19 protein-coding genes are annotated in these 22,930 nt (G+C 60.2%); 8 read left to right on the plus strand and 11 right to left on the minus strand.

The features are described from left to right. Positions 1–557: NADP-dependent isocitrate dehydrogenase (locus tag B3R00_RS14245; RefSeq protein WP_286999565.1), on the plus strand; the 557-nt coding region annotated here is incomplete at its 5' end. Positions 558–837: 280 nt separating this feature from the next. Here the strand turns inward: B3R00_RS14245 and B3R00_RS14250 are convergent. After that, positions 838–1,311, minus strand: coding sequence for a DUF192 domain-containing protein (locus B3R00_RS14250; protein WP_376747680.1), 474 nt, complete (start codon positions 1,309–1,311; stop codon positions 838–840). Positions 1,312–1,436: 125 nt separating this feature from the next. On the opposite strand from B3R00_RS14250, the gene icd reads away from it, so the two are divergent. Further along, positions 1,437–2,696 carry an NADP-dependent isocitrate dehydrogenase gene (gene icd / locus B3R00_RS14255; RefSeq protein ID WP_286999567.1) on the plus strand — a complete coding sequence of 420 codons (1,260 nt, stop codon included), beginning with the start codon at positions 1,437–1,439 and terminating at the stop codon, positions 2,694–2,696. Positions 2,697–2,843: 147 nt separating this feature from the next. Continuing rightward, positions 2,844–4,265 carry an MFS transporter gene (locus tag B3R00_RS14260; protein WP_286999568.1) on the plus strand — a complete coding sequence of 474 codons (1,422 nt, stop codon included), beginning with the start codon at positions 2,844–2,846 and terminating at the stop codon, positions 4,263–4,265. A gap of 194 nt (positions 4,266–4,459) precedes the next feature. On the opposite strand, the gene B3R00_RS14265 is transcribed toward B3R00_RS14260, so the two are convergent. From B3R00_RS14265 to B3R00_RS14275, 3 genes are all read right to left on the minus strand, one after another. Then, positions 4,460–7,033 (minus strand): chemotaxis protein CheW, encoded by a 2,574-nt coding sequence (locus B3R00_RS14265; protein ID WP_286999569.1) that lies wholly within the window; start codon positions 7,031–7,033, stop codon positions 4,460–4,462. A 95-nt stretch (positions 7,034–7,128) separates the two neighbouring features. Further along, entirely contained in the window at positions 7,129–7,680 is a 552-nt protein-coding gene (locus tag B3R00_RS14270; protein WP_174863498.1) for an NUDIX hydrolase, read from the minus strand. 14 nt (positions 7,681–7,694) lie between these two features. Then, a complete protein-coding gene (locus tag B3R00_RS14275; protein WP_174863499.1) occupies positions 7,695–8,393 on the minus strand; it encodes a fumarylacetoacetate hydrolase family protein in 699 nt (232 codons plus the stop codon). Positions 8,394–8,470: 77 nt separating this feature from the next. Here B3R00_RS14275 and pgeF point away from each other — a divergent pair, with 77 nt between their 5' ends. Next, positions 8,471–9,307 (plus strand): peptidoglycan editing factor PgeF, encoded by an 837-nt coding sequence (gene pgeF, locus B3R00_RS14280; RefSeq protein WP_286999570.1) that lies wholly within the window; start codon positions 8,471–8,473, stop codon positions 9,305–9,307. Here pgeF and B3R00_RS14285 read toward each other — a convergent pair. Next, the gene (locus B3R00_RS14285; RefSeq protein WP_286999571.1) at positions 9,227–9,550 is read right to left on the minus strand and encodes a hypothetical protein; all 324 of its coding nucleotides are present in this window, start codon (positions 9,548–9,550) and stop codon (positions 9,227–9,229) included. The two genes, pgeF and B3R00_RS14285, sit on opposite strands and share 81 nt — an antisense overlap. Positions 9,551–9,730: 180 nt before the next feature. On the opposite strand from B3R00_RS14285, the gene B3R00_RS14290 reads away from it, so the two are divergent. The 4 genes from B3R00_RS14290 (at position 9,731) to B3R00_RS14305 (ending at position 15,066) form a co-directional block, all read left to right on the plus strand. Next, entirely contained in the window at positions 9,731–11,425 is a 1,695-nt protein-coding gene (locus B3R00_RS14290; RefSeq protein WP_286999572.1) for a PHA/PHB synthase family protein, read from the plus strand. 90 nt (positions 11,426–11,515) lie between these two features. Continuing rightward, positions 11,516–12,694 carry an acetyl-CoA C-acetyltransferase gene (locus tag B3R00_RS14295; RefSeq protein ID WP_286999573.1) on the plus strand — a complete coding sequence of 393 codons (1,179 nt, stop codon included), beginning with the start codon at positions 11,516–11,518 and terminating at the stop codon, positions 12,692–12,694. A 130-nt stretch (positions 12,695–12,824) separates the two neighbouring features. After that, positions 12,825–13,562, plus strand: coding sequence for an acetoacetyl-CoA reductase (gene phbB / locus B3R00_RS14300; RefSeq protein WP_219164650.1), 738 nt, complete (start codon positions 12,825–12,827; stop codon positions 13,560–13,562). Positions 13,563–14,397: 835 nt separating this feature from the next. Continuing rightward, positions 14,398–15,066, plus strand: coding sequence for a LysE family translocator (locus B3R00_RS14305; RefSeq protein WP_286999574.1), 669 nt, complete (start codon positions 14,398–14,400; stop codon positions 15,064–15,066). Positions 15,067–15,222: 156 nt separating this feature from the next. Here the strand turns inward: B3R00_RS14305 and B3R00_RS14310 are convergent, their stop codons facing one another. The 6 genes from B3R00_RS14310 to dapC form a co-directional block, all read right to left on the minus strand. Further along, on the minus strand, positions 15,223–17,220 hold the full coding sequence (locus B3R00_RS14310) for an ABC-F family ATP-binding cassette domain-containing protein (protein WP_286999575.1): 1,998 nt from the start codon (positions 17,218–17,220) through the stop codon (positions 15,223–15,225). A gap of 146 nt (positions 17,221–17,366) precedes the next feature. Then, positions 17,367–18,296 carry a 50S ribosomal protein L3 N(5)-glutamine methyltransferase gene (gene prmB, locus B3R00_RS14315; RefSeq protein WP_286999577.1) on the minus strand — a complete coding sequence of 310 codons (930 nt, stop codon included), beginning with the start codon at positions 18,294–18,296 and terminating at the stop codon, positions 17,367–17,369. Continuing rightward, positions 18,293–19,480 (minus strand): succinyl-diaminopimelate desuccinylase, encoded by a 1,188-nt coding sequence (gene dapE / locus B3R00_RS14320; RefSeq protein ID WP_286999578.1) that lies wholly within the window; start codon positions 19,478–19,480, stop codon positions 18,293–18,295. Before dapE ends, prmB begins: the two co-directional genes overlap by 4 nt. Before the next feature lie 63 nt (positions 19,481–19,543). After that, a complete protein-coding gene (locus tag B3R00_RS14325; protein WP_284214841.1) occupies positions 19,544–20,716 on the minus strand; it encodes a PilT/PilU family type 4a pilus ATPase in 1,173 nt (390 codons plus the stop codon). Positions 20,717–20,879: 163 nt separating this feature from the next. Then, positions 20,880–21,713 (minus strand): 2,3,4,5-tetrahydropyridine-2,6-dicarboxylate N-succinyltransferase, encoded by an 834-nt coding sequence (gene dapD, locus B3R00_RS14330; RefSeq protein ID WP_174863578.1) that lies wholly within the window; start codon positions 21,711–21,713, stop codon positions 20,880–20,882. 9 nt (positions 21,714–21,722) lie between these two features. Next, entirely contained in the window at positions 21,723–22,928 is a 1,206-nt protein-coding gene (gene dapC / locus B3R00_RS14335; protein WP_286999579.1) for a succinyldiaminopimelate transaminase, read from the minus strand. Positions 22,929–22,930: the final 2 nt, after the last annotated feature.

A 22,930-nucleotide genomic window follows, 5' to 3' on the forward strand; every position in this document is an offset into this window, starting at 1 on the left:
TGGAGCTGGGCACCTCGGCCAAGATGCTGTCCATCGTGCCTTTGATGGCTGGTGGCGGCATGTACGAAACCGGTGCCGGCGGCTCTGCGCCCAAGCACGTGCAGCAGCTGGTGGAAGAAAACTTCTTGCGCTGGGATTCGCTGGGCGAGTTCTTGGCATTGGCCGTGTCGCTGGAAGACATGGGCATCAAGAACAACAACGCGCAAGCTAAGTTGCTGGCCAAGACGTTGGATGAAGCCACCGGCAAGCTGCTGGACAACAACAAGTCGCCTTCGCGCAAGGTAGGCCAGATCGACAACCGTGGCTCGCAGTTCTACCTGTCGCTGTACTGGTCCCAAGCCTTGGCTGCGCAGACCGAAGACGCAGCCCTGGCTGCCAAGTTTGCGCCGCTGGCCAAGACTTTGGCCGAGAACGAAGCCAAGATCGTGGCTGAATTGAACGGCGTGCAAGGCAAGGCGGCCGACATCGGCGGTTACTACCAGCCTGACCTGTCCAAGCTGGACGCTGTGATGCGCCCCAGCGCGACCTTCAACGCCGCGATTGCATCGTTGGTGTGAATGTGACCTAGTAGCCTGACGGCTCAAAAAAAAAGCCCACAGCCTTTACAAGCTGTGGGCTTTTTTGTTGCAGCGTTGGGTGGCGGGCTGCCCGGTGCGCCGGTTCTGCGAAGTGCGTCGACGCCTATAGAAGCCTCTTGGAGGCAACAAGGAGTGCAGCAACTTGCAATAAAAGGAGCTGTCAACGCTTATGTTTACTTGGTTTTAGATAGAAAGCTATCTGAAACCTAGGTAGATATTGCGCAAGCAGCTCTCTTTTTTGTGACGAAAGCCACGTGGCTCAAGGGCGGTTTTGGAACGGCTTGCCCGTGAGCTTGGCGCCCGCCTGGATATTTTTGGACTGGAACCAGCCCTGGTTCATTTCCAGCACAAAGCGCACAGGCTTGGCAGAGCAGTGCGAACGCTCATCCAGCGGCTGCATATCTGCCAAATTCACAATCGTGCCGTCGTCAGCTACGAATGCGGCGGTGAGCGGAATCAGAGTGTTTTTCATCCAAAAGCACTGCACGCCCGGTTGCTCAAACACAAACAGCATGCCTTCATGCTGGGGCATCGCACTGCGGTGCATCAGGCCGATCTGCCGCTCTGCAAAGCGCGCCGCGACCTGGGTATCAATGCGGTACATGCCTGCGCGCAGCTCAATGCGCGGCAAATTCAGTTGGGGCTGACCCGTGTCTTGGGCATGGGCTGCAAAGCCCGTGAAACCAGCGGACAGGGCCAAAGCGGCAGCAAATCGAAGTGGCAGCAAGTTCATGGCGCTATTGTGCAATGTCATGCAGGTGCCTGCATCTGTCCAGTAGGGGCTGCAAGCTCCCCTAGAATGGTTGTGAAACACCGCCGCCCAGCGGCTCGGCTTTGGAGTCAGGAGACCACGCACCCATGAGCAAGACCACCCACATTCAAATTCCCGTGCATGGCGAAAAGATCACCGTCAACGCAGACATGACCTTGAACGTGCCCAACAAGCCGATTATTCCCTTCATTGAGGGCGACGGCGTTGGCGTGGATGTCACCCCGGTGATGCGCAAAGTGGTGGACGCTGCCGTGACCAAGGCCTATGGCGAGGCGCGCCAAATCCAGTGGATGGAGGTGTATGCGGGCCAAAAATCGACCCAAGTGTATGGCCCGGACGAGTGGCTGCCGCAAGAAACGCTGGATGCCGTGCGTGACTACGCCGTCTCCATCAAAGGCCCGCTGAACACGCCGGTGGGCGGTGGCATTCGCTCGCTCAACGTGGCGCTGCGCCAGGCGCTGGATCTGTATGTCTGCCTGCGCCCGGTGCGCTATTTTCAGGGTGTGCCGTCGCCAGTGCGCGAACCCGAGAAGACCGATATGGTGATCTTCCGCGAAAACTCGGAAGACATTTACGCGGGCATTGAGTTTGCTGCAGGCTCTGACAAAGCCCAGAAGCTGATCGCGTTTTTGCGCGACGAGCTGGGCATTGACAAGATTCGCTTCCCGGAAACATCGGGCTTGGGCATCAAGCCCGTGTCCAAAGAGGGGACGGAGCGCCTGGTGCGCCAGGCCATCCAGTACGCCATCGACCATGACAAGCCTTCGGTGACGCTGGTGCACAAGGGCAACATCATGAAATACACGGAAGGCAGCTTCCGTGACTGGGGCTACGACCTGGCGATTGCCGAATTTGGAGGCGAGTTGGTGGATGGCGGCCCGTGGGTGGAGTTGAAGAACCCCAAGACGGGCAAGCGCATCACCATTAAAGACAGCATTACCGATGCGTTCTTCCAGCAGGTGCTGCTGCGCCCGGCCGAATACAGCGTGATTGCCACCATGAACTTGAATGGTGACTACATCTCCGATGCCGTGGCGGCCCAGGTCGGGGGCATCGGTATTGCACCGGGTGCAAACATGTCCAATGCTGTGGCGGTGTTTGAGGCCACCCACGGCACTGCGCCCAAGTACGCGGGCAAGGATTATGTGAACCCCGGCTCCATGATTTTGTGCGGCGAGATGATGCTGCGCCACATGGGCTGGTCGGAAGCGGCAGACCTCATCATTGCGGCGATGGAAAAAGCCATTCAAAGCAAAAAAGTGACTTATGACTTTGCACGCTTGATGGAAGGCGCCACGCAGGTGTCGTGCTCCGGCTTTGGCCGCGTGGTCATCCAGAACCTGTAAGCGCTGCGGTGCCGCTTGCACGGCGGACGCGGCCACCACCCCGCAGCCAGGCGGGGTTTTTTGCGCCTTAATATGAGGAAATAAGGCTTTGGCGCTTATTTGGTAAGCGCTTGTAGCTATCAAAATTAGCTATCAAAGCTGTTGATTATGAGTGTTTCGGATACGCCTTTGCCTCCTCCCGCGCTGCCTGACGGCATGCAGGGGCGAGCACGCAAACTGGCCATGGCGGTCATTGTTTGCGGATTGATGATTTGCGTGCTGGACAGCACGATGCTGAATTTGGCCCTGCCACAAATGGCGCGCCAGTTTCAAATTGACCCTGCCTACACCCTGTGGGTGGTGAACGCCAACCAAATCGCCTCGCTGGTGCTGCTGCTGCCGCTGGCAGCTTTGGGTGACCGCTTGGGCTACAAGCGCGTGTACCTGTGGGGCATGCTGGTTTTTGGTCTGGCCAGCGTCATGGCCGCGTTGGCCCCTTCGCTGCCGTGGCTGATTGCCGCGCGCGCTTTGCAGGGCATGGGCATGGCCGGGGTGTTGAGCGTCAACGGCGCACTGGTGCGCCAGATTTACCCGCGTGGCATGCTGGGCCAGGGCATGGCGCTGAACTCCATGGTGGTAGCACTGAGCACGGTGATGGGCCCGGTGCTGGCGGCGGCTGTGCTGTCGGTTTGGGAGTGGCGCTGGCTGTTTTGTCTGCACCTGCCGCTGGCGCTGTGGGTGTGCAGGCTGGGCGTGAAGGCCTTGCCTCAGCCCGCCGCTGGCACTGCACAGGCGCATGGGCTTTCATGGTGGGATGTGCTGCTCAACGCGGTCATGTTTGGCGCTGTTTTCTTGGCACTGGACCGCATCAGCCACTACCAGCCCGGCCAAGGCCAGTGGTGGGTGGGCGTGTGGCTGCTGCTGGGTGTGACGGCAGGCTGGCTGTATGTGCAGCGCCAAAAGCCGCAGGCGCAGCCCATGCTGCCGCTGGATTTGCTGCGCATTCCCGTCTTTCGGCTGTCGATGGGGGCGTCCATTTGCGCCTTCAGTGCGCAGACCATGGCATTTTTGGCCATGCCGTTTTTGCTGATTGAAAGCCATGGGGTGAGTACGGGCCAGGCGGGTTTGTTGATCAGCGCATGGCCGCTGGCCCTGGCCGTGGTGGCGCCCATGGTAGGGCGCAAGATTGGGCGCGTTCCCGCAGGGCGTTTGGGCGCTATGGGCATGGCGCTGTTTGCTGCGGGGCTGTGGGCCTTGGCCTTATTGCCTGTGGGCGCTGCCGCTTGGGACATGGCGTGGCGCATGGCCTTGTGTGGTGCAGGTTTCGCCATGTTCCAGTCGCCCAATAACCACACGATTGTGACCTCGGCGCCCGTGCACCGCAGCGGCGCTGCCAGCGGCATGCTGGGCACTGCGCGCCACATTGGGCAGGGCTTGGGGGCCATCTGTTTGGCCGGGGCTTTTGTGCTGTGGCCAGGCTCCGAGGGCGTGGCCGAGCAGCGCGCCCTGTGGCTGGCAGGGGGCTTTGCACTGCTGGCCGCTTGCTTTAGCGGGCTGCGCCACACACCGGTAGCGCGCTTGTACCCTTAGGGCAGGTAACACGGCGCACCGCTGATGCGTCGTAGTTTCGCCCTGCCATACACCCGTACGGCATACGGCTTGCGGCTGACAGCTTCACGTCTTGGCGCAGTCGCCCAGCGGCCAGCGGCGATTGGCTGGGGCGTATGCCAAGCGCTTGAGGCAGGAGCTCGGCCCTCAGCACCCCGCACCCAGCGTGCGGTACTTCAGGTGGGAGTGGCCTGGGTTTCCTGCGGCTTGCGCTGCAGGGCATGGAGCAAGCCTTGCGGGCTGATGCATTGCACCAGCAATGCACCTTGGTTGGCTTGGATCAATTCGTTCACCAGCAACTCCGTGCCCCCAGCCATCCTGGGCGCGGCAATGATGCTCTCTTGTGCAAAGTGGTGCACACCATGCAGCGCATCCACCAGCACGCCGACTTTGCGCTCGCCATGCTCCAGCACAACCACCTGGCTTTGCGCCGTGATACGGCTGCGTTGCCCGGTCAGTAACTCGGCCAGATCAAACACCCAGACATAGCCAGTGACTTGGCCTTGCGTGTGGCGTGGCAGCGTGCCCACACAGAACGGCAGGCGGCCTGCCGAGACCGTGCTGATGGCCGCTGCGGGCAGGGCCTCCAGTACAGACTCTGCATGCAGCGCAAACAGTTGCTGGCCCACATAAAACGTGGCCATTTCCATACCCTGCAGGCCGTTGCTGGTGGCATGAATTGCATGGCTGGCAGCGTCAGGTGTCTGGGCGTTGGTCTCCACCTGGCCAAAGGTTTCCACAGAGATGGCCAGCACATCGTCGTGATAACCGTCGCTGGTTTTGAACTCACGGTAGCCCCGCGAAACACTGGCACCCAAAATGCAGTATTGCTGCTGGTGTACGGCGATGGCGGCGTGGCTGGCGCCAGCTTGCACTTGCAACAATGGCTGAATTTGGGCTGCGGGGAGGGCGATGGTGCTGCCAGTGGGGGCAGCGGGGTCGGTGCTGGCCAGCACCAGCCCTTGCCGATTCACATACAGCGCCCGGGTTTTAGGTTTGCCCACCAGGGCGCTGTTCAACATGGCCTGCAACTCAGGAATGGCGTTGAAAACGATGGCAATACCGCCGACGGTGCTCGCAGTGTTATCCATCGCGCGGATGGGAGCGTGATACACATAGGTCGCCCCTTCGGCGCCGACATGCTGCGCGCTCCATGTGCTGACATGGTAGGACTGGCTGTCGCTGAGCTGCATGACTGCTTGCAAGGTAGCGCTGTCAATCTGTTGCTCCAGCACACTGCTGCCATCGGCCAGTTGCGGGTGGCTGGCGCACAGAATGCGGCCACTGCGGTCATACACCATCAAACGGGTATAGACGGTGTAGAGGCTGTTGATGTGCTCCAGCACGTGCGTGGCCTGGTCGCGCAGCGCTGTGTACGCGCTGCCTTGGGCGTGGCTGGGCGTGAGCAGCTGGCGCAGCACGGGCGACAGCGCCCACCAGCGGCAGTCGTTGGCGCGCTCGTACAGGTTGCGATCCAGCATATCGACCAGCAATTGCGTGAGCGACTGGCTGTCGCGCAGCCCCGCGCTGAGCACGGTGTCGTACAGGTCGCGGATGGACTGGGTGAAGACGTGGTTGGTGCGCGCGCCGGTCTCGCCAATTTGCTCCAGCACTGCTTTCAACCGGCTGGAGCCACCGCGCTGGCCTGCCGTCATGACCTGACCGTTCCAGACCACTCTGCGTATAGCATCAGCAGCCTGGATGATGTCGTACAGCGGGGGGCAAAAGCTTTGTGCGTGGGCCAGCAGCCCTTGGGCAACCTCTGGGCTCAAGCTGTCGACACAACGCATTCTTTTGGTGCCAAATGCTTGCTCCACCGGAATCATGACCTGGCCTTTCCAGCCCGCAGGCCCCGGATAGCCTTGGTAGGCGCTGGCTTCCACGGTTTGCACCAAATATGTGCGCCCCGAGTGCGTGTACAGATGGGGTGCACCATTTTGGTTGGTGGGCACCGTGGTGCCCGGCGCAATCCAGTGGGCGTCACTGCTGGCCAGCACCTGGTTGTGGGCATTCAACAGCAGGGCCACGCAGCGGCCATCGGCTGCACTGCTGCCAGCAAAAATGCCGGCCATCTCTCCCAAAAAATCAAAGGACAGGCACAGCACACCGCAGGGCTGGCCGGTCTGCGGGTGCAGCATGCGCTGTGTGTAAAGCAGTGCCTGGGATTGGTGTGGCCGCAAGTTGCTGTAGCGAAAGGTTTCCACAAAGCTGTGGCTTGCCAAGGTTTGCGCCAGCAAGGGGTCGTGTGAGCCATCGACCGGCGAGGTCTCATCAATTTGCGCGATCACGGTACCTGCCAGATCCAGCAGCATGATCTCGTCGTAGACCGTGTATTTGCGCTGGTATTCGCGCAGCCGGTCAATGATGCCGGGCTGGTCGCTGATGCCCGCCACATAGTTGCACAGGGTCAAGTCTGTGGCTAAAAAACCGACGTCGGCGGTGCGTTCGTAGAGGTTGCGCACCACGATGTCGATGACATGGTGCGCGCAGGTGGCAATTTCTGACAGCACCTCGCTGACAGATTCGGACACCATTGAATGCACCAAGTCTTTTTCCAGCCGCTGAAAGCCTTCGCGGGTGGCGGCCATCATGGGCAGCATGCTGTGCGCCTCTTCGGCGCAGTGCATCTTGGCCGATGACTCAATCAAACGCCACATCAGATTGAGTTCGTGCAAGGAGCGCTCGCACCGGGCGACATCCCGCATATACGGGATGAAGGTGTCCATATGGATATCGTTCTCGCTAGCCATGTCTGTCTCCCTCGGACAGGACTGGTGGGTGATCAAAAAATGCCCAGCCTGTGTAACTGTCTGTTAGCAAGAGCCAGGCCAAAAATTGACGCGAGTTAAACCAAATCGATGTTATGGACTTGAACCGTGCCGCTGGCGCGATCCTCTAGATAGCGCTGCAAGGTAATACTGACGGTGCGAAAGGCCAGCTCGTCCCAGGGAATGTCTTTGGCCTCAAAGAAGCGCGCTTCAATCGTCTCGTGGCCGGGGTTGAGGGTTTCACTGCGCAGGCGTGCGCAATAAAACAGGTGTACCTGGCCGACACGGGGCACGCTGATGACAGAAAACAGGCGCCCCATCTCGATGTCGGCGCCGGCTTCTTCGTCGGTTTCGCGGGCCGAACCTTGGGAGGTGGTTTCGTCCAACTCCATAAAGCCAGCAGGCAAGGTCCACTTGCCCCAGCGTGGCTCGATATTGCGTTTGCACAGCAAGATACGGCCATCGTCCAGCACGGGAATGCACCCCACGACGTTGAGCGGGTTTTGGTAGTGCACCACGCCGCACGCCGGGCAAATGGCGCGGATGCGGGTGTCACCGTCGTCGGGCACTGCGTGCTTGACCGCTGCGCCGCACTGGTTGCAGAACTTGATGGGGGGGCGAAAACTCATGCGTGCAACGTAACTTATGCGGTGATGTTGACGCGCAGCGTACCCAGGCCGCTGATGCCGCCTTCCAGCACATCGCCGGTTTGCACTGCACCCACGCCCTCAGGCGTGCCTGTCATGATGAGGTCGCCTGGCTGCAACTCCCAGGCGTGTGAGAGGTGCTCAATGGTTTCGGCAATGTTCCAGATCAACTGGCTCACGTTGCTGCGTTGGCGGTCTTGGCCGTTGACTTGCAGCCAGATCTCGGCGTGCTGAACATCGCCTGCCTGAGCCGCAGGCGTGATGGCGCTGATGGGCGCGCTGGCTTCAAAGGCTTTGCCAATGCACCAGGGGCGGCCTTGCTTTTTCATGTCGTTTTGCAAGTCGCGGCGCGTCATGTCCAGGCCTACGGCATAGCCCCAGATGTGCTCCATGGCTTGTGCGGCGGGAATGTGCTTGCCACCTTTGCCAATCGCAACCACCAGCTCAATCTCATGGTGCAGATTGCTGGTCAGGCTGGGGTAGGGCATGGACAGCGCAGCACCTTCGTCGGCGCACAGCACGGCGTCAGCAGGCTTCATGAAGAAAAAAGGCGCTTCGCGGCCGGTAAACCCCATTTCCTTGGCGTGTTCGGCGTAGTTGCGTCCCACGCAGTAAATGCGGTGTACGGGAAAGCGTTCGGAGTGGCCGACCACGGGCACGCTGGCTTGGACAGGAGGGGGTAACACAAAGCGCATGGCAAATCAGGCAAAGCGATGGAAGACGTAAAGTGTGCCACGACTGGACGGCGCATTGCGCAGGTTATGCTGCGTGGGTGACTGATACCTCGCACCTTGCGCAGCGGTGGCTGCAACCTGACTGGCCGCGCATTCCCGGTGTATGCGCCTTGTTCACCACGCGTGAAGGTGGGCATAGCGCTGCGCCCTGGAATTCCATGAACTTGGGCGATCACGTACGCGATGACCCGGCGCACGTTGCTGCCAACCGGCAAGTGCTGACCTCGGTCATTGCCAGCCTTTCTCAGCGCCCGGTGCACACGGTTTTTTTGCAGCAAGTGCATGGTTGTGATGTGCAAAATTTAGAGCGCTCATCGCAGGATGGACAAGCGTTTGATGCCTGTTTGACTGATAAATCCGGGGTGGCGTGCACCATCATGGTGGCCGATTGCCTGCCCGTGCTGATGGCCCACCGCAGCGGGTATGTGGTGGCAGCGGCGCACGCAGGCTGGCGCGGCCTGGCAGGGAGGGGCGGCCAAGGGGTGCTGGAGGCTACGTGGCACGCTTATGCCGCAAAGCTGCAGCAGCCAGCAAGCGCTGCGTTGGCAGCCGACACCCAGGTGTGGCTGGGCCCTTGCATTGGCCCGCAGGCGTTTGAAGTGGGTGCAGAGGTGCGCTCGGCTTTCACGGCCACTGCGCCGCAAGCTGCTCGGTGTTTTGTGCCCGTGCCAGGTAGCGCCGACAAGTGGCTGGCCAATTTGCCGCAGCTGGCCCGCCAGCGCTTGCAGGCGCTGGGCCTTCAGCATATTTACGGCAACGATGGGTCTGCGCAGTGGTGCACGGTCAGCAACGCTTCACAGTTTTTCTCGCACCGGCGCGATGCTGCTGTCCTCGGTAGTACCGGGCGTATGGCCGCTTGCATCTGGAAGGTGTGAAGGCGTCTCGCTGTGCAGTGCGGCCTGCGCCTCATCGTAGGCGCGTTGCTCTGCTTCGCGGCGAGCCTGGAGTTTGCGTTTGCGCTCGGGCGTGCCCAAGATGTAGATCAGGATGGCCATGGGCAGCAATCCATACAAGGCAAAGGTAATGATGGCGCCCAAAATGCTGCCTTGCGGGCTGGCCGCTTCCGCGACCGCCATCATCACAGTGACGTAAAACCAAGCAATCACAATCAAATACATGGCTGAAATGTGCCCGAAATACTGGGGCGCTGGGCTTGAATTCCCTTGATTCGAGTCAATGGGCTTGGTTTTTGCATGAAACAGCACGTGCGTTCGATTGCCACAAGCCGGAGCCTACGCAACAATCAGCCATTACAAGGCCAAGCCGTATAGCGCTTGCCAGCCACAAGGAAGACAAGTATGAGTTCAGAGGCCTCTTGGAACCCCGGTGTCCCACAGTTCCAGCAATTTTTTACGGAGCAGTGGGCCAAGGCCTTGGCGGCTTTCCCCGCAGCCTCTCCCGATACTTGCCCCACCGCAGCACTGAAGTTTGATGCCGCCAAGCTGCAAGAGCTGCAGCAAGCCTATGTCCAAGAAGCCAGCCAGTTGTGGAGCCAGGGGCTGGCGGCCACTGCGAACTTGCAGGACAAGCGTTTTGGGAGTGCGCCGTGGCTCAGCAATCCCGTGGCCGCGTTGACCGCATCCAGCTACCTGCTCAACGCCAAAGCGCTCACGGGCTTGGCCGATGCCGTACAGACTGATGAGAAAACGCGTGCGCGGATTCGCTTTGCTGTAGAGCAGTGGGTGGCCGCCATGTCGCCCAGCAACTATTTGGCGCTGAACCCTGAAGCCCAGCAAAAAGCCATTGAAACCAAGGGTGAGAGTTTGGCCAAGGGCATTCAGAACCTGCTGCACGACATGGAGCAGGGCCATGTCTCCATGACCGATGAAAGCGTCTTTGAGGTGGGCAAAAACGTCGCCACCACCGAAGGGGCTGTGGTCTATGAAAACGAAATTTTCCAGCTCATCGAATACAAGCCTTTGACAGCCAAGGTGCATGAGCGGCCGTTTTTGCTGATTCCGCCGTGCATCAACAAGTACTACATCCTGGATTTGCAGCCCGAGAACTCGCTGGTGCGCTATGCCGCCAGCCAGGGGCACCGCACTTTTGTGGTGAGTTGGCGCAACCCGGGCGAGGAGCAAGGCCATCTGACCTGGGACGATTACATCGAGAACGCCGTCATCCGCGCCATCCAGGTGGTGCAGGAAATTGGCGGTGCCGATCAGATCAACGCGTTGGGCTTTTGCGTCGGCGGCACCATGCTGACCACGGCTTTGGCGGTGCTGGCGGCACGCGGCGAGTCGCCTGTGGCCAGCGCAACGCTGCTGACCACGCTGGTGGACTTTACCGATACCGGCATTCTGGATGTTTTTATCGACGAAACCTTTGTGCAAATGCGTGAACTGCAGATGGGGCAGGGCGGTTTGCTCAAAGGCCAGGAGCTGGCCTCCACGTTCAGCTTCTTGCGCCCGAATGATCTGGTGTGGAACTACGTGGTGGGCAATTACCTCAAGGGCGAAACCCCACCGCCGTTCGACTTGCTCTATTGGAACAGCGACGCCACCAATTTGCCCGGCCCCTGGTACACCTGGTATTTGCGCAATATGTACCTGGAAAACAATTTGGTGAAGCCCGGCAAATTGACGGTATGCGGGCAGTCCCTGGATTTGGGGGCCATCGATATTCCGGTCTACATCTACGGTTCGCGCGAAGACCACATCGTGCCTATCACGGGGTCGTATGCCACCACCCAGGTGCTGCCAGGCGCCAAGCGGTTTGTGATGGGGGCTTCGGGCCATATTGCCGGGGTCATCAATCCCCCCGCCAAGAAAAAACGCAGCCACTGGATTCGGCAGGACGGCGTATTGCCCGCCACACATGCGCAGTGGCTGGAAGGCGCGCAGGAGCTGCCCGGAAGCTGGTGGACTGACTGGTCGCAGTGGTTGCAAAGTCACGCGGGTAAACCCGTTGCTGCCCCCAAGCGCTATGGCAGGGGCACTAAATACCAGGCACTGGAAGCCGCGCCTGGCAGTTACGTGCAGCAAAAGGCGTAGCTTGTCATATATATTTCATGCATGAAAACAGGCTGTAGCGCTTATAAATATTGCGCTACGTGCTACGAAATCATCACAAGGGAGCATCCAATGGAAGACATCGTCATCGTTTCAGCTGTGCGTACAGCCGTGGGTAAATTTGGCGGCGGTTTGGCCAAAGTGCCAGCGGTGGACTTGGGCGCCACCGTGATCAAGGCAGCGCTGGAGCGCGCGAAAGTGCCTGCAGACCAAGTGGGTGAGGTGATCATGGGTCAGGTGCTGACCGCCGGTGTCGGACAGAACCCCGCGCGCCAAGCCATGATGAAAGCGGGCGTGGCCCAGGAAACGCCTGCGCTGACCATCAACGCCGTGTGCGGTTCCGGGCTGAAGGCCGTCATGCTGGCCGCGCAAGCGGTAGCCACGGGTGACAGCGAAATCGTGGTGGCCGGTGGCCAGGAAAACATGAGCCTGTCGCCCCACGTGCTGCAAGGCTCACGTGAAGGCCAGCGCATGGGTGACTGGAAGATGCAGGACACCATGATCGTGGACGGCCTGTGGGATGTGTACAACCAGTACCACATGGGTATCACCGCAGAGAACGTGGCCAAAGCCAACGACATTGCACGTGCTGCGCAAGATGAGCTGGCCATTGCCAGCCAATCCAAGGCGGCAGCGGCCCAGGATGCGGGCAAGTTCAAGGATGAAATCGTGCCCGTGGTGATTCCCCAGCGCAAGGGCGATCCCGTGGTGTTTGAGGCGGACGAATACATCAATCGCAAGACCAATTTGGAAACGCTGTCTGGTTTGAAGCCAGCGTTTGACAAGGCCGGCACAGTGACTGCCGGCAATGCCTCGGGCATCAACGATGGCGCCGCCGCCGTGGTGGTAATGAGCGCCAGCAAAGCCAAAGCCTTGGGCTTGACGCCGCTGGCCACCATCAAAGCCTACGCTACCAGCGGCCTCGATCCCGCAACCATGGGCATGGGCCCGGTGTTTGCAGTGCGCAAGGCCTTGGGCCGTATTGGTTGGCAAGTGGGCGATGTGGACTTGTTTGAGCTGAATGAGGCGTTTGCCGCTCAAGCGTGCGCCGTGAACAAGGTGCTGGGCGTGGACGCCGCCAAGGTCAACGTCAACGGTGGCGCAATTGCGATTGGTCACCCGATTGGTGCGTCGGGCTGTCGCGTGCTGGTCACGCTGCTGCACGAGATGCAGCGCCGTGATGCCAAGAAGGGTGTTGCGGCTCTGTGCATTGGTGGTGGCATGGGCGTGGCGCTGGCGGTGGAGCGCTGAAGAATTGGCACAGCGCTGTAGCGTGTGGCGTTGATGCGCCTAGGGTTCCTCGCAGCATGGTTTGCGCGGGCAACACGCTACAGTCTTTGCACGGATAGAGATTGGTCATGATTACATCAGGAGGCAGTGAATGACTCAAAAAGTTGCATACGTCACGGGTGGTATGGGCGGCATTGGCACCGCGATTTGCCAGCGTTTGCATGACGATGGTTTCAAGGTGATTGCAGGCTGCGGCCCCACCCGAGACTTTCAAAAGTGGCTCGATGAGCAAAAAGCGCTGGGTTACACCTTCTACGCCTCAGTGGGTAATGTGGGGGATTGGGATTCCACGGTGGAAGCCTTCAACCAGGCCAAGCAAGCGCACGGCACGATTGACGTGCTGGTGAACAACGCGGGCATTACACGCGACCGCATGTTCTTGAAAATGACCCCTGATGACTGGCAGGCCGTGATTGAGACCAACCTGAACTCCATGTTCAACGTCACCAAACAGGTTGTGGGCGATATGGTGGAAAAAGGCTGGGGCCGCGTGATCAATATCAGTTCGGTCAATGGCGCCAAGGGGCAAGCGGGCCAAACCAACTATTCCGCTGCCAAGGCGGGCATGCATGGCTTTACCATGGCGCTGGCCCAAGAGCTGGCAGCCAAGGGCGTGACGGTCAATACCGTGAGTCCTGGCTATATTGGCACCGACATGGTCAAAGCCATCCGCCAAGATGTGCTGGACAAGATTGTGGGCACCATTCCCGTAAAGCGTTTGGGCGAGCCCCGGGAAATTGCATCCATCGTGTCGTGGCTGGCTTCGCAAGACGGCAGCTACTCGACGGGCGCAGATTTCTCGGTCAATGGTGGTTTGCACATGCACTAAGCCTTGGCGACTTGGCACACCATGCAAAAAGCCCGCGAAAGCGGGCTTTTTTTGTGGGTGAATCTGGAAACAACCACTGCCGTGAGGCAGGTCTCGGCAAGGCAGTTGTGCTTACTGGCGCGAAGGCGCGCGTTTGCGATCGCGCTCATCTTCAGGCCAGATGGACAACATAGCTTGGTTTTTCATGGCTTTCACTCCTTTGCTTCTACAACGTGTGCTTGGCTTGCAGCGTTGACGTGAGAGGTGCAAACGTCTGCATGAACTGTGCAAAGCTGTAACAACGTGAGAAGGCTTCAAAACAAAGCCCGCTTTGACAAAGCGGGCTGAGCGACTGGCAGCCACGGTGGCTGCTGCCAGCAAGAATGGATTTAGAAACGTGCAGGCGCGCGCTTGCGGTCACGTTCGTCTTCGGGCCAGATCGAGAACATGGTATTCATCATGGTGTTGGATCCTTTTGCCTGTTCAACGCTGCGGGGTGAGGCTGCGTTGACAGCTGTTTGAAAATATTTCCGTAGTGACAATCAACGTGCTCAGCAACGCGCGGGGCTGCGCTTGCGATCGCGTTCGTCTTCGGGCCAAACAGTCAGGACAGAGGTTGCAGTCATGGGGGATGTACTCCTTATGTAGGAGAAACAACGTGGCTATTTGGGCGTGCGTTGACAGCGAGAAGTAAAAAAATGCAGGGTTTTTTGCGGTTTGTTGGTCGCTTTGCGCTTTGGTGCGACCTAAAGCAGGCCGCAGGCCCAGGCGCAGCCTCCTAGAATGGAGCGTTTTGGGCCCTGGATGTGCCACAGCCGTTGCTCTTGGCGGCAGACGCGTGGCGGATTGGATTGCGATGTCTTGGAATATTTGGTTGTTGTATGTGTCTTTGGCGGGGGCGGTGATTTTGTCGCCCGGGCCTTCCGCCTTGCTCTGTGTGTCACATGCCATCAGCCATGGTGCACGCCAGACGGTGGCCACCATTTTGGGTGGTATCACGGCGTCAATGACCTTGATGTTGCTGTCTGCGCTGGGCTTGGGTGCAGTGATTGCGGCCTCTGACACTTTGTTTCATGCCATCAAATGGGCGGGCGCGGCGTATTTGATCTATCTGGGGATTTCCACCTGGCGCAGTAAACCCCAGGCTGTGGCGCCACAGACGGTAGAGCAACTGGCCGCCGGTGCGGCCGCTGTGCCCGTGCCGCAGGCATCGCAGCCCAGTGCCACGTGGGGCCAGCTTTATCGCAAAGGCCTCATGGTGGGCATTGGCAACCCCAAAGATTTGTTGTTTTTCAGCGCGCTGTTCCCGCAGTTCCTGAACCCCGCTGAGCCGGTGGTGGGGCAACTGGCGATTTTGGCGGTGAGCTGGATGGTGCTGGACGGCACCATCATGTTTGCCTACGCCCTGTTTGGTTCGAAATTGCTGGCCCGCATGGGGCGCGGCGGTGTGGGCCGCTGGTTTAACCGCGTGACGGGCGGTGCGTTCATTGCGGCGGGAGGGGTACTGGCCGCGTCCAGCCGTTAAGCCAGGTTGAAGCAGCCCACATCCCGTGGGTTGACTCAAAAATAAGAGCTGCTTGCGCTTTGTTTGAGAGGACTTCAAAGATAAAACGCTTTGAAAGCCTTCAAATACATACGCTAGCAGCTCTTGTTTTTTATTGCGGCGCGCGGCTGCAGCGGCTTACGTCGGCAGGCCTGCCTCTTGGGTCAGCTGTTCGATGGCCTCGCTCAACTCCAGCCAGCGCTCTTCCAGCGTGTCCAGCTCGTCACCCACGGCTTTCAGGCGCTTGCCGGCTTCGGCAATTTCGGCAGGGGTGATGGGCGTAGCCAGCTTGTCTTCCAGCGCCGCTTTTTCGGCCGACAAGGCTGCCATTTTTTTGTCGACCTGCTCCAGCTCTTTCTTCAAGGGTTTGGTTTTCTCGCCCAGCTGCTGGCGGGCCGCCGCTGCCAGTTTGCGGGCTTCGCGCTGGTCGATGGGCGAGGCGGTGGCTTCGGTAGCTGCCGAGGCCGATGCATTCGCGGCGCTGGCTTGCTGCAGTTCGGCCTGCTTGGCTTCCTCGCGCAGGCGCTTGGATTCGTCCAGCAGGTAGCGTTGGTAGTCGTCCAGATCGCCGTCGAACGGCCCGACCACGCCGCGGCCCACCATCCAGAAGTCCTCGCACACGGCGCGCAGCAGGTGGCGGTCGTGGCTGACCAGCATGACGGTGCCATCGAAGTCGTTGATGGCCATGGCCAGCGCCTCGCGGGTGGCCAAGTCCAGGTGGTTGGTGGGTTCGTCCAGCAGCAGCAAGTTGGGGCGCTGCCAGACGATCATGGCCAGCACCAGGCGGGCTTTTTCGCCGCCGCTCATGCTGCCCACGGTCTGCTTGACCATGTCACCGCTGAAATTGAAGGTGCCTAGCCAGTTGCGCAAATCTTGCTCGCGGCTGGCTGCGGGGGCGTCGGCGCCCAGCTCCTTGGCCAGGCGCGTCATGTGCTCCAGCGGGTTCTCTTCGGGGCGCAGCACGTCCAGCTCCTGCTGGGCAAAGTAGCCGATATTCAGGCCCTTGCCCTCGGTGATCTTGCCGCCCAGGGCCTGCATGGTGCGGGCAATGGTCTTGACCAGTGTGGACTTGCCCTGGCCGTTGGCACCCAGAATGCCGATGCGCTGGCCCGCCAGCACCGAGCGGTTCACACCGCGCAGGATCACGGTTTCGTTGCCTGCCTCATCGGTGTAGCCAAAGCTGGCATCGGTGATGGCCAGCATGGGGTTGGGCAGGTTGGCGGGCTCCTTGAATTCAAAGGTGAATTCGGCATCGGCCAGCACGGGCGCGATTTTTTCCATGCGCTCGATCTGCTTCATGCGGCTTTGCGCCTGCTTGGCCTTGGTGGCCTTGGCCTTGAAGCGGTCGATGAATTTTTGCAGATGGGCGATCTTGTCCTGCTGCTTGTCAAACGCCGACTGCTGCAGCTCCAGCTGCTGGGCGCGCAGCTCTTCGTACTTGCTGTAGTTGCCGCCGTAGCGCGTGATTTTGCCGCTGGCCAGCTCCAGGGTGACGTTGGTCACCGCGTCCAGAAACTCCCGGTCGTGCGAGATGACGATCATGGTGCCGGGGTAGCGCTTGAGCCAGGCCTCCAGCCAGACCAGGGCATCCAGGTCCAAGTGGTTGGTAGGTTCGTCCAGCAGCAGCAGATCGGACGGGCACATCAGCGCACGCGCCAGCTGCAGGCGCATGCGCCAGCCGCCCGAGAAGCTGTTGACGGGGTGCTCCAGCTCGCTGGTCTTGAAACCCAGGCCCAGAATCAGCGCCTGTGCACGGGCGGTGGCATCGTGCGCGCCCGCGTCTTGCAAATCGGCGTGGGCCTGGGCAATGGCCATGCCGTCGCCCGAGGCTTCTGCCGCTTGCAGGCGCGCGTTGACCTCGCTCAGGCGGGTGTCGCCGTCCAAGACAAACTGGGTGGCGGACTCATCCGTTTCGGGCATGTGCTGGGCCACCTGGGCCATGCGCCATTGCGTGGGGATGAAGAAGTCACCGCCGTCTTCGTGCAGCGTGCCGTTGAGCAGGGCAAACAGCGAAGACTTGCCTGCGCCGTTGCGCCCGACCAAGCCCACGTGCTCTGCGGGATTGATGGTGGCGTTGACACTGTCGAGCACCACTTTGGTGCCTCGGCGCAGGGTGACGTTTTTCAGAGTAATCATCAGCAGCGAGAAAAAGTGCACCCGCAGACGTTGTACATCTTGCGGGTGTTTAAAAAATGGATAGCGCCTAGCGTAGTAGGTATAAGCGCTAGAGGCCAAAAAGGCCTGTAGTCACCAGCCGTGCTTCAGGCCCGGTGGGGACGTGCTTATTGTGCCGTGCGTTGTTGCTGGGCCAGCAACTCCTGCCGGGTGACCAGCAGCACGGCGTCTTCGCCCACGCTGGTGTCCAGCCAGTAGACCAGCAGCTCGGGGAAGGCGGCTTCAAAGAAGGGGCGTTCGTTGCCAATTTCCAGCACCAGCACGGCGTCTTCGGTCATGCAGGCCGGTGCGTCGGCCAACAACTGGCGGATGAAGTCCATACCATCGGTGCCACCGGCCAGCGCCAATTCCGGCTCGGCCAGGTATTCGGCGGGCAACTTGGCCATGCTGTCGGCGTTGACGTAGGGCGGGTTGCACAAAATCAAGTCCCACGGGCCGGGCACTTTCGACAGGCCATCGGTTTCCACCAGCGTCACGCGTTCTTGCAGGCCGTGTTTGTCGACATTGATGCGGGCGACGGCCAGCGCGTCGGTGGACAGATCGGCGCCGGTCACCTGAACTTCCGGGTAGGCCATGGCGGCCAGGCATGCCAGCGAGCCGTTGCCGGTGCACAAGTCCAGCACGTGCTTGGTTTTGTCGCTCAAGAAGTGGTCGATGGAGCCATCGGCCAGCAACTCCGCAATAAAGCTGCGCGGCACGATGGAGCGCTCGTCCACATAAAAAGGCACACCCATCAGCCATGCCTCATGGGTCAAATACGCGGCAGGTTTGCGGCTGGCGATGCGTTCTTTAAAAAGCGTAGCTACCTGCGCTTGCTGCTCGGGCGTTACAGGCTGATTTTCTACAGAGTCTTCATCCTCACCCAGGGGGGCGTCAATCGGCAGGCCCAGCTGCCACAGCACCAGCCAGATGGCTTCTTCTTCGGCATTGGCCGTGCCGTGGCCAAAGCCCACGCCAGCCTGGGTCAGGCACTGTGCGCCGGTGGTGATGAGGGCGCCTACGGTGGCGCCGTGGGGCAGGGTGTAAGCGTGGCTCATGCGGCGGCTCCTTCGGTGGCGGCTGCGGTTTGCAGCTTGGCGTGCAGGTGCTCCAGCATGCGACGGTAAATGTTGGTCAGTGGTTCCACGTCGGCCAGCACAATGTGCTCATTGATTTTGTGGATGGTGGCGTTGGGTGGCCCCAGCTCAATGACCTGGGGGCAGACCTTGGCAATAAAGCGGCCATCGCTGGTGCCGCCGCTGGTCGACAGCTCGGTCTCCAGGCCGGTTTCGGCGCGGATGGCAGCTTGTGCGGCTTCCACCAGATCACCGGGCGTGGTCAGGAACGGCTCGCCCGAGAGGCTCCAGGTCAGGTCGTATTCGAGCGCGTGCCTGTCGAGTACGGACTTGACGCGCTGCTTGAGGGTCTCGGCCGTGTTCTCGGTGCTGTAGCGGAAGTTGAAGTCAATCACCACCTCGCCGGGAATCACATTCGAGGCGCCCGTGCCGCCGTGGATGTTGCTGATTTGCCAGCTGGTGGCAGGAAAAAAGGCATTGCCCTGATCCCACTCCATAGCCGCCAACTCAGTCAGCGCAGGCACCGCCTGGTGGATGGGGTTGCGCGCCAGCTGGGGGTAGGCAATGTGGCCTTGCACGCCTTCCACGGTCAGGCGGCCACTGAGCGAGCCACGGCGACCATTTTTGATCATGTCACCGGTCTGCTTGACGGCGGTGGGCTCGCCCACAATGCACCAGTCCAAGCGCTCGCCGCGCGCGCTGAGCGCTTGGCAGACGATTTTGGTGCCGTCATGGCCGGGGCCTTCTTCATCGCTGGTCAGCAAAAAGGCAATGTCCAGCTGGGTGCTGGCGTTGGCGGCCAAAAAGTCTTCCACCGCCACAATGAAAGCAGCGATGGAGGTTTTCATATCGCTGGCGCCGCGCCCAAACAGCTTGCCATCGTGGTAGGTGGGGGTGAATGGCGGGCTGCTCCACTGCTCCACAGGGCCGGTGGGCACCACATCGGTGTGGCCCGCAAAAACCAAAGTTTTGGCGTGGGGCAGGCCGGTGCGGCGCACGGCCCACAGGTTGTGCACGTGAAAGTGATCGGGGCCGCTGTCCATGCGTTCGCACTGAAAGCCTAAAGCGCTCAAACGCGTCGCCAGAAGCTCAAGGCAGCCAGCGTCGTCGGGGGTGATGGAGGGGCGGCTGATCAGTTGCTCAGCCAGTTGCAGGGTGCGAGACATGAGAGATATCCAATTGGGGCTACACCTTCTGTGTAGCCGTGCCCCAGGTCTGCACCTGGAGCTTTATGTTTTAAGGCCTGTGTTGAGCAGCAGGTCACCAAACTCAGGCAGGGCTGGCACTTCTGCGGCCAATACCGGAGCGGCCGCCTCTGCGCGGCTGGTGTGTGCGGTATTTTGGGGGGCATTTTGCAGGCGCCACATCAAATTGGTGGGCGAGTCTGCATTGGCCAAGCCTTCATTACGGTCAATTGTGCCACTGGTGATCAGGCGTGCCAGGTCTTCTTCAAAGGTTTGCGAGCCTTCGGCCATGGACTTTTCCATGTTGTCGCGCACGCCAGAAAAGTCGCCTTTCTCGATCAGCTCCGACACCAGCTTGGTGTTGAGCAGCACTTCCACCGCCGGGACGCGGCTGCCAGCAGGGGTGCGCAGCAGGCGCTGGGTGACCACGGCCTTGAGCGACGAGGACAGATCGCCCAGCATGGTGGCGCGCACTTCGACTGGGTAAAAGCTCAAAATGCGGTTGAGGGCGTGGTAGCTGTTGTTGCCGTGCAGCGTGGCCAGCACCAGGTGGCCCGATTGTGCATAGGCAATCGCGGCCGACATGGTTTCGCGGTCACGGATTTCACCAATCAAAATCACATCGGGCGCCTGGCGCAGCGCATTTTTCAAGGCAATTTGCAGTGACTGGGTATCAGAACCGACTTCGCGCTGGTTGACGATGGAGCGCTTGTTGCGGAACTGAAATTCAATCGGGTCTTCGATGGTCAGGATGTGGCCGGTGCGCTGTTCATTGCGGCTGTCAATCATGGCCGCCAAGGTGGTGCTTTTGCCCGAGCCAGTAGCGCCCACCACCAAAATCAGCCCCCGTTTTTGGAGGATGAGTTCATCCAGAATCGGCGGCAGGCTCAAATCTTGGAGTTTGGGCACTTGCTGCGAAATAAAGCGCACAACCACGGCCACCGAGCCACGCTGGCGCATGGCGCTGATGCGAAAACGGCCCACGCCTTGCAAAGGGACGGCCATATTCAGCTCGCCGCTCTCTTGCAGCGTTTCCATGTCTTGGGGCTTGACCACCTCGGCCAGCAAAGCGCGCGGAGCATCGGGGGGTAACAACTGGCTGTTGATGGGCACGCATTCCCCATCAATTTTGATCAGCGCGGGGGAATTGGCGGACAGGTAAACGTCCGATGCCTTCTTCTCAGCCATCAGCCGCAAAATGCGCTCCATCATGCTCATGCAATCAGCCTTTGTTGTAGAAAAAAAGGAAGGGGTGGGTTTCGCTTGAGATGCAGAGTCTGCCGCAAAACGAGCGATTGCCATGCAAAAAAGCCGAACCCAGGGGCTCGGCTTTGGATGATACGTATCAAACCTGCATCAACAGGCCACTCTGCAGGGCGTTTTAGTCGCGCAGCAAGTCGTTCAAGCTGGTGGTGGAGCGGGTTTTGGCATCCACGGTCTTGACGATGATGGCGGCGTACATGGAGTAGTCCTTGCCATCCTTGGTCTTCTTGGGCAGGTTGCCCGAGACCACCACGGAGCCTGCAGGCACGCGGCCATAAGTGATTTCGCCGGTTTCGCGGTTGAAGATGGGGGTGGATTGGCCGATGTACACGCCCATGGAGATCACGGAGTTCTCTTCCACAATCACACCTTCCACCACTTCGGAGCGTGCGCCGATGAAGCAGTTGTCTTCAATGATGGTGGGGTTGGCTTGCAGGGGCTCGAGCACACCGCCCAGGCCCACGCCACCGGACAGGTGCACGTTCTTGCCTACTTGCGCGCAAGAGCCCACCGTGGCCCAGGTGTCCACCATGGTGCCTTCATCCACGTAAGCGCCGATGTTCACGTAGGAAGGCATCAGGATGGCGCCCTTGGCAATGAAGGAACCACGGCGCGCCACGGCAGGCGGCACCACGCGTACGCCGGTGGCGGCAATGTCGGCCTCGGACATGCCTTCGTACTTGGTGGGCACTTTGTCGAAGAAACTCAGATCACCGGCTTGCATGAGCTTGTTGTCGTTCAGGCGGAACGACAGCAGCACGGCCTTCTTGAGCCATTGGTGCACGGTCCACTGACCGACGCCTTCGCGCGAGGCAACGCGCAATGTACCGTTGTTCAAAGCATTCAGCGCGTATTCAACGGCTTCCACCACTTCCTGGGGGGCGGACTTGGCAGAGATCTGCGCACGGTTGTCCCAGGCTTGGTCGATGATTTGTTGCAGTTGTTGGGTCATAACAATGATTTACTTGACGTTCTTTTGAATGAAATCCGCGATGCGCTGAGCTGCCTCGACGCACTCTGCCGTCTCGGCCACCAGGGCCAAGCGTACACGTTGCGCACCGGGGTTGTAGCCATGCACATTTCGTGCCAAATAGCTGCCGGGCAGCACGGTGACATGGGTGTGCGCAAACAGCTCGCGCGCAAATTCGGTCTCACTCATGCCTAGGGCGTCGGGAATGCGGGGCCACAGGTAAAAACCGGCATCGGGCAGGCGCACGTCCATGACCGGCTCCAAGATGGGCATCACAGCGGCAAACTTTTCCTTGTACAGCGCTCGGTTGTGCACCACATGCGCTTCATCCGACCACGCAGCGATGGAGGCGTGCTGGATGGGCAGGCCCATGGCACCACCGTGGTAGGTGCGGTAGAGCAAAAAGGATTGCAGCAACCGGGCATCGCCCGCAACAAAGCCGCTGCGCAGGCCCGGCACATTGCTGCGCTTGGACAGGCTGGTGAACGCCACCAGATTGCGAAAATCATGGCGACCCAGCTTCACGGCGGCTTCCAAACCACCCAGCGGCGCCTCATCGCGGAAGTAGATTTCGCTGTAGCACTCGTCAGAGGCAATCACAAAACCATAGCGGTCCGACAGATCAAAAAGCTTTTTCCACTCCTGCAGCGGCATCACCGCCCCTGTAGGGTTGCCGGGCGAGCACACATACATCAGCTGGGTCTTGGCCCAGACATCGGCAGGCACGCTGTCCCAGTCCACTGCAAAGTTGCGTGCGGGGTCGCTGGCCACAAAGTAAGGCGTAGCGCCTGCCAGCAGCGTCGCGCCTTCGTAGATTTGGTAGAAGGGGTTGGGGCACAGCACGGTGGCACCGGGCTGGCTGGGGTCGACGATGGTTTGCGCAAAGGAGAACAGCGCCTCGCGCGAGCCGTTGACGGGCAGCACCTGCGTGGCTGCATCGACCGTGATGCTATAGCGGCGCTGCAACCAGTCGCTACATGCTTGGCGCAAGCGTATATCGCCCGCGGTGGCAGGGTAATTGGCCAGACCGCTGAGGTTGTCGGTCAGGCTGGTTTGGATGAAAGCGGGCGTGGCATGGCGTGGCTCACCAATACCAAGGCTGATAGGGCGCAGCTGTGCGGCAGGCGTGACCCCCGCAAAGAGCTGACGCAGCCGCTCAAAAGGGTAGGGCTGAAGGTGTTGGAGCAGGGGATTCATGA

Origin of the sequence: Comamonas sp. UBA7840 (assembly GCF_002501455.1) — a bacterium.
GTDB lineage: Bacteria > Pseudomonadota > Gammaproteobacteria > Burkholderiales > Burkholderiaceae_C > Comamonas > Comamonas jiangduensis.

Excerpts from the sequence above, each read along its gene's own strand:
- B3R00_RS14265 (WP_286999569.1), bottom strand. The coding sequence starts at position 7,033 with ATGGCTAGCGAGAACGATATCCATATGGACACCTTCATCCCGTATATG.
- B3R00_RS14305 (WP_286999574.1), top strand. The coding sequence starts at position 14,398 with ATGTCTTGGAATATTTGGTTGTTGTATGTGTCTTTGGCGGGGGCGGTG.
- B3R00_RS14260 (WP_286999568.1), top strand. The coding sequence starts at position 2,844 with ATGAGTGTTTCGGATACGCCTTTGCCTCCTCCCGCGCTGCCTGACGGC.
- B3R00_RS14275 (WP_174863499.1), bottom strand. The coding sequence starts at position 8,393 with ATGCGCTTTGTGTTACCCCCTCCTGTCCAAGCCAGCGTGCCCGTGGTC.
- B3R00_RS14270 (WP_174863498.1), bottom strand. The coding sequence starts at position 7,680 with ATGAGTTTTCGCCCCCCCATCAAGTTCTGCAACCAGTGCGGCGCAGCG.
- dapE (WP_286999578.1), bottom strand. The coding sequence starts at position 19,480 with ATGTCTCGCACCCTGCAACTGGCTGAGCAACTGATCAGCCGCCCCTCC.
- B3R00_RS14285 (WP_286999571.1), bottom strand. The coding sequence starts at position 9,550 with ATGTATTTGATTGTGATTGCTTGGTTTTACGTCACTGTGATGATGGCG.
- dapD (WP_174863578.1), bottom strand. The coding sequence starts at position 21,713 with ATGACCCAACAACTGCAACAAATCATCGACCAAGCCTGGGACAACCGT.
- B3R00_RS14295 (WP_286999573.1), top strand. The coding sequence starts at position 11,516 with ATGGAAGACATCGTCATCGTTTCAGCTGTGCGTACAGCCGTGGGTAAA.
- dapC (WP_286999579.1), bottom strand. The coding sequence starts at position 22,928 with ATGAATCCCCTGCTCCAACACCTTCAGCCCTACCCTTTTGAGCGGCTG.
- prmB (WP_286999577.1), bottom strand. The coding sequence starts at position 18,296 with ATGAGCCACGCTTACACCCTGCCCCACGGCGCCACCGTAGGCGCCCTC.
- phbB (WP_219164650.1), top strand. The coding sequence starts at position 12,825 with ATGACTCAAAAAGTTGCATACGTCACGGGTGGTATGGGCGGCATTGGC.
- B3R00_RS14310 (WP_286999575.1), bottom strand. The coding sequence starts at position 17,220 with ATGATTACTCTGAAAAACGTCACCCTGCGCCGAGGCACCAAAGTGGTG.
- B3R00_RS14250 (WP_376747680.1), bottom strand. The coding sequence starts at position 1,311 with ATGAACTTGCTGCCACTTCGATTTGCTGCCGCTTTGGCCCTGTCCGCT.
- icd (WP_286999567.1), top strand. The coding sequence starts at position 1,437 with ATGAGCAAGACCACCCACATTCAAATTCCCGTGCATGGCGAAAAGATC.
- B3R00_RS14325 (WP_284214841.1), bottom strand. The coding sequence starts at position 20,716 with ATGAGCATGATGGAGCGCATTTTGCGGCTGATGGCTGAGAAGAAGGCA.
- B3R00_RS14290 (WP_286999572.1), top strand. The coding sequence starts at position 9,731 with ATGAGTTCAGAGGCCTCTTGGAACCCCGGTGTCCCACAGTTCCAGCAA.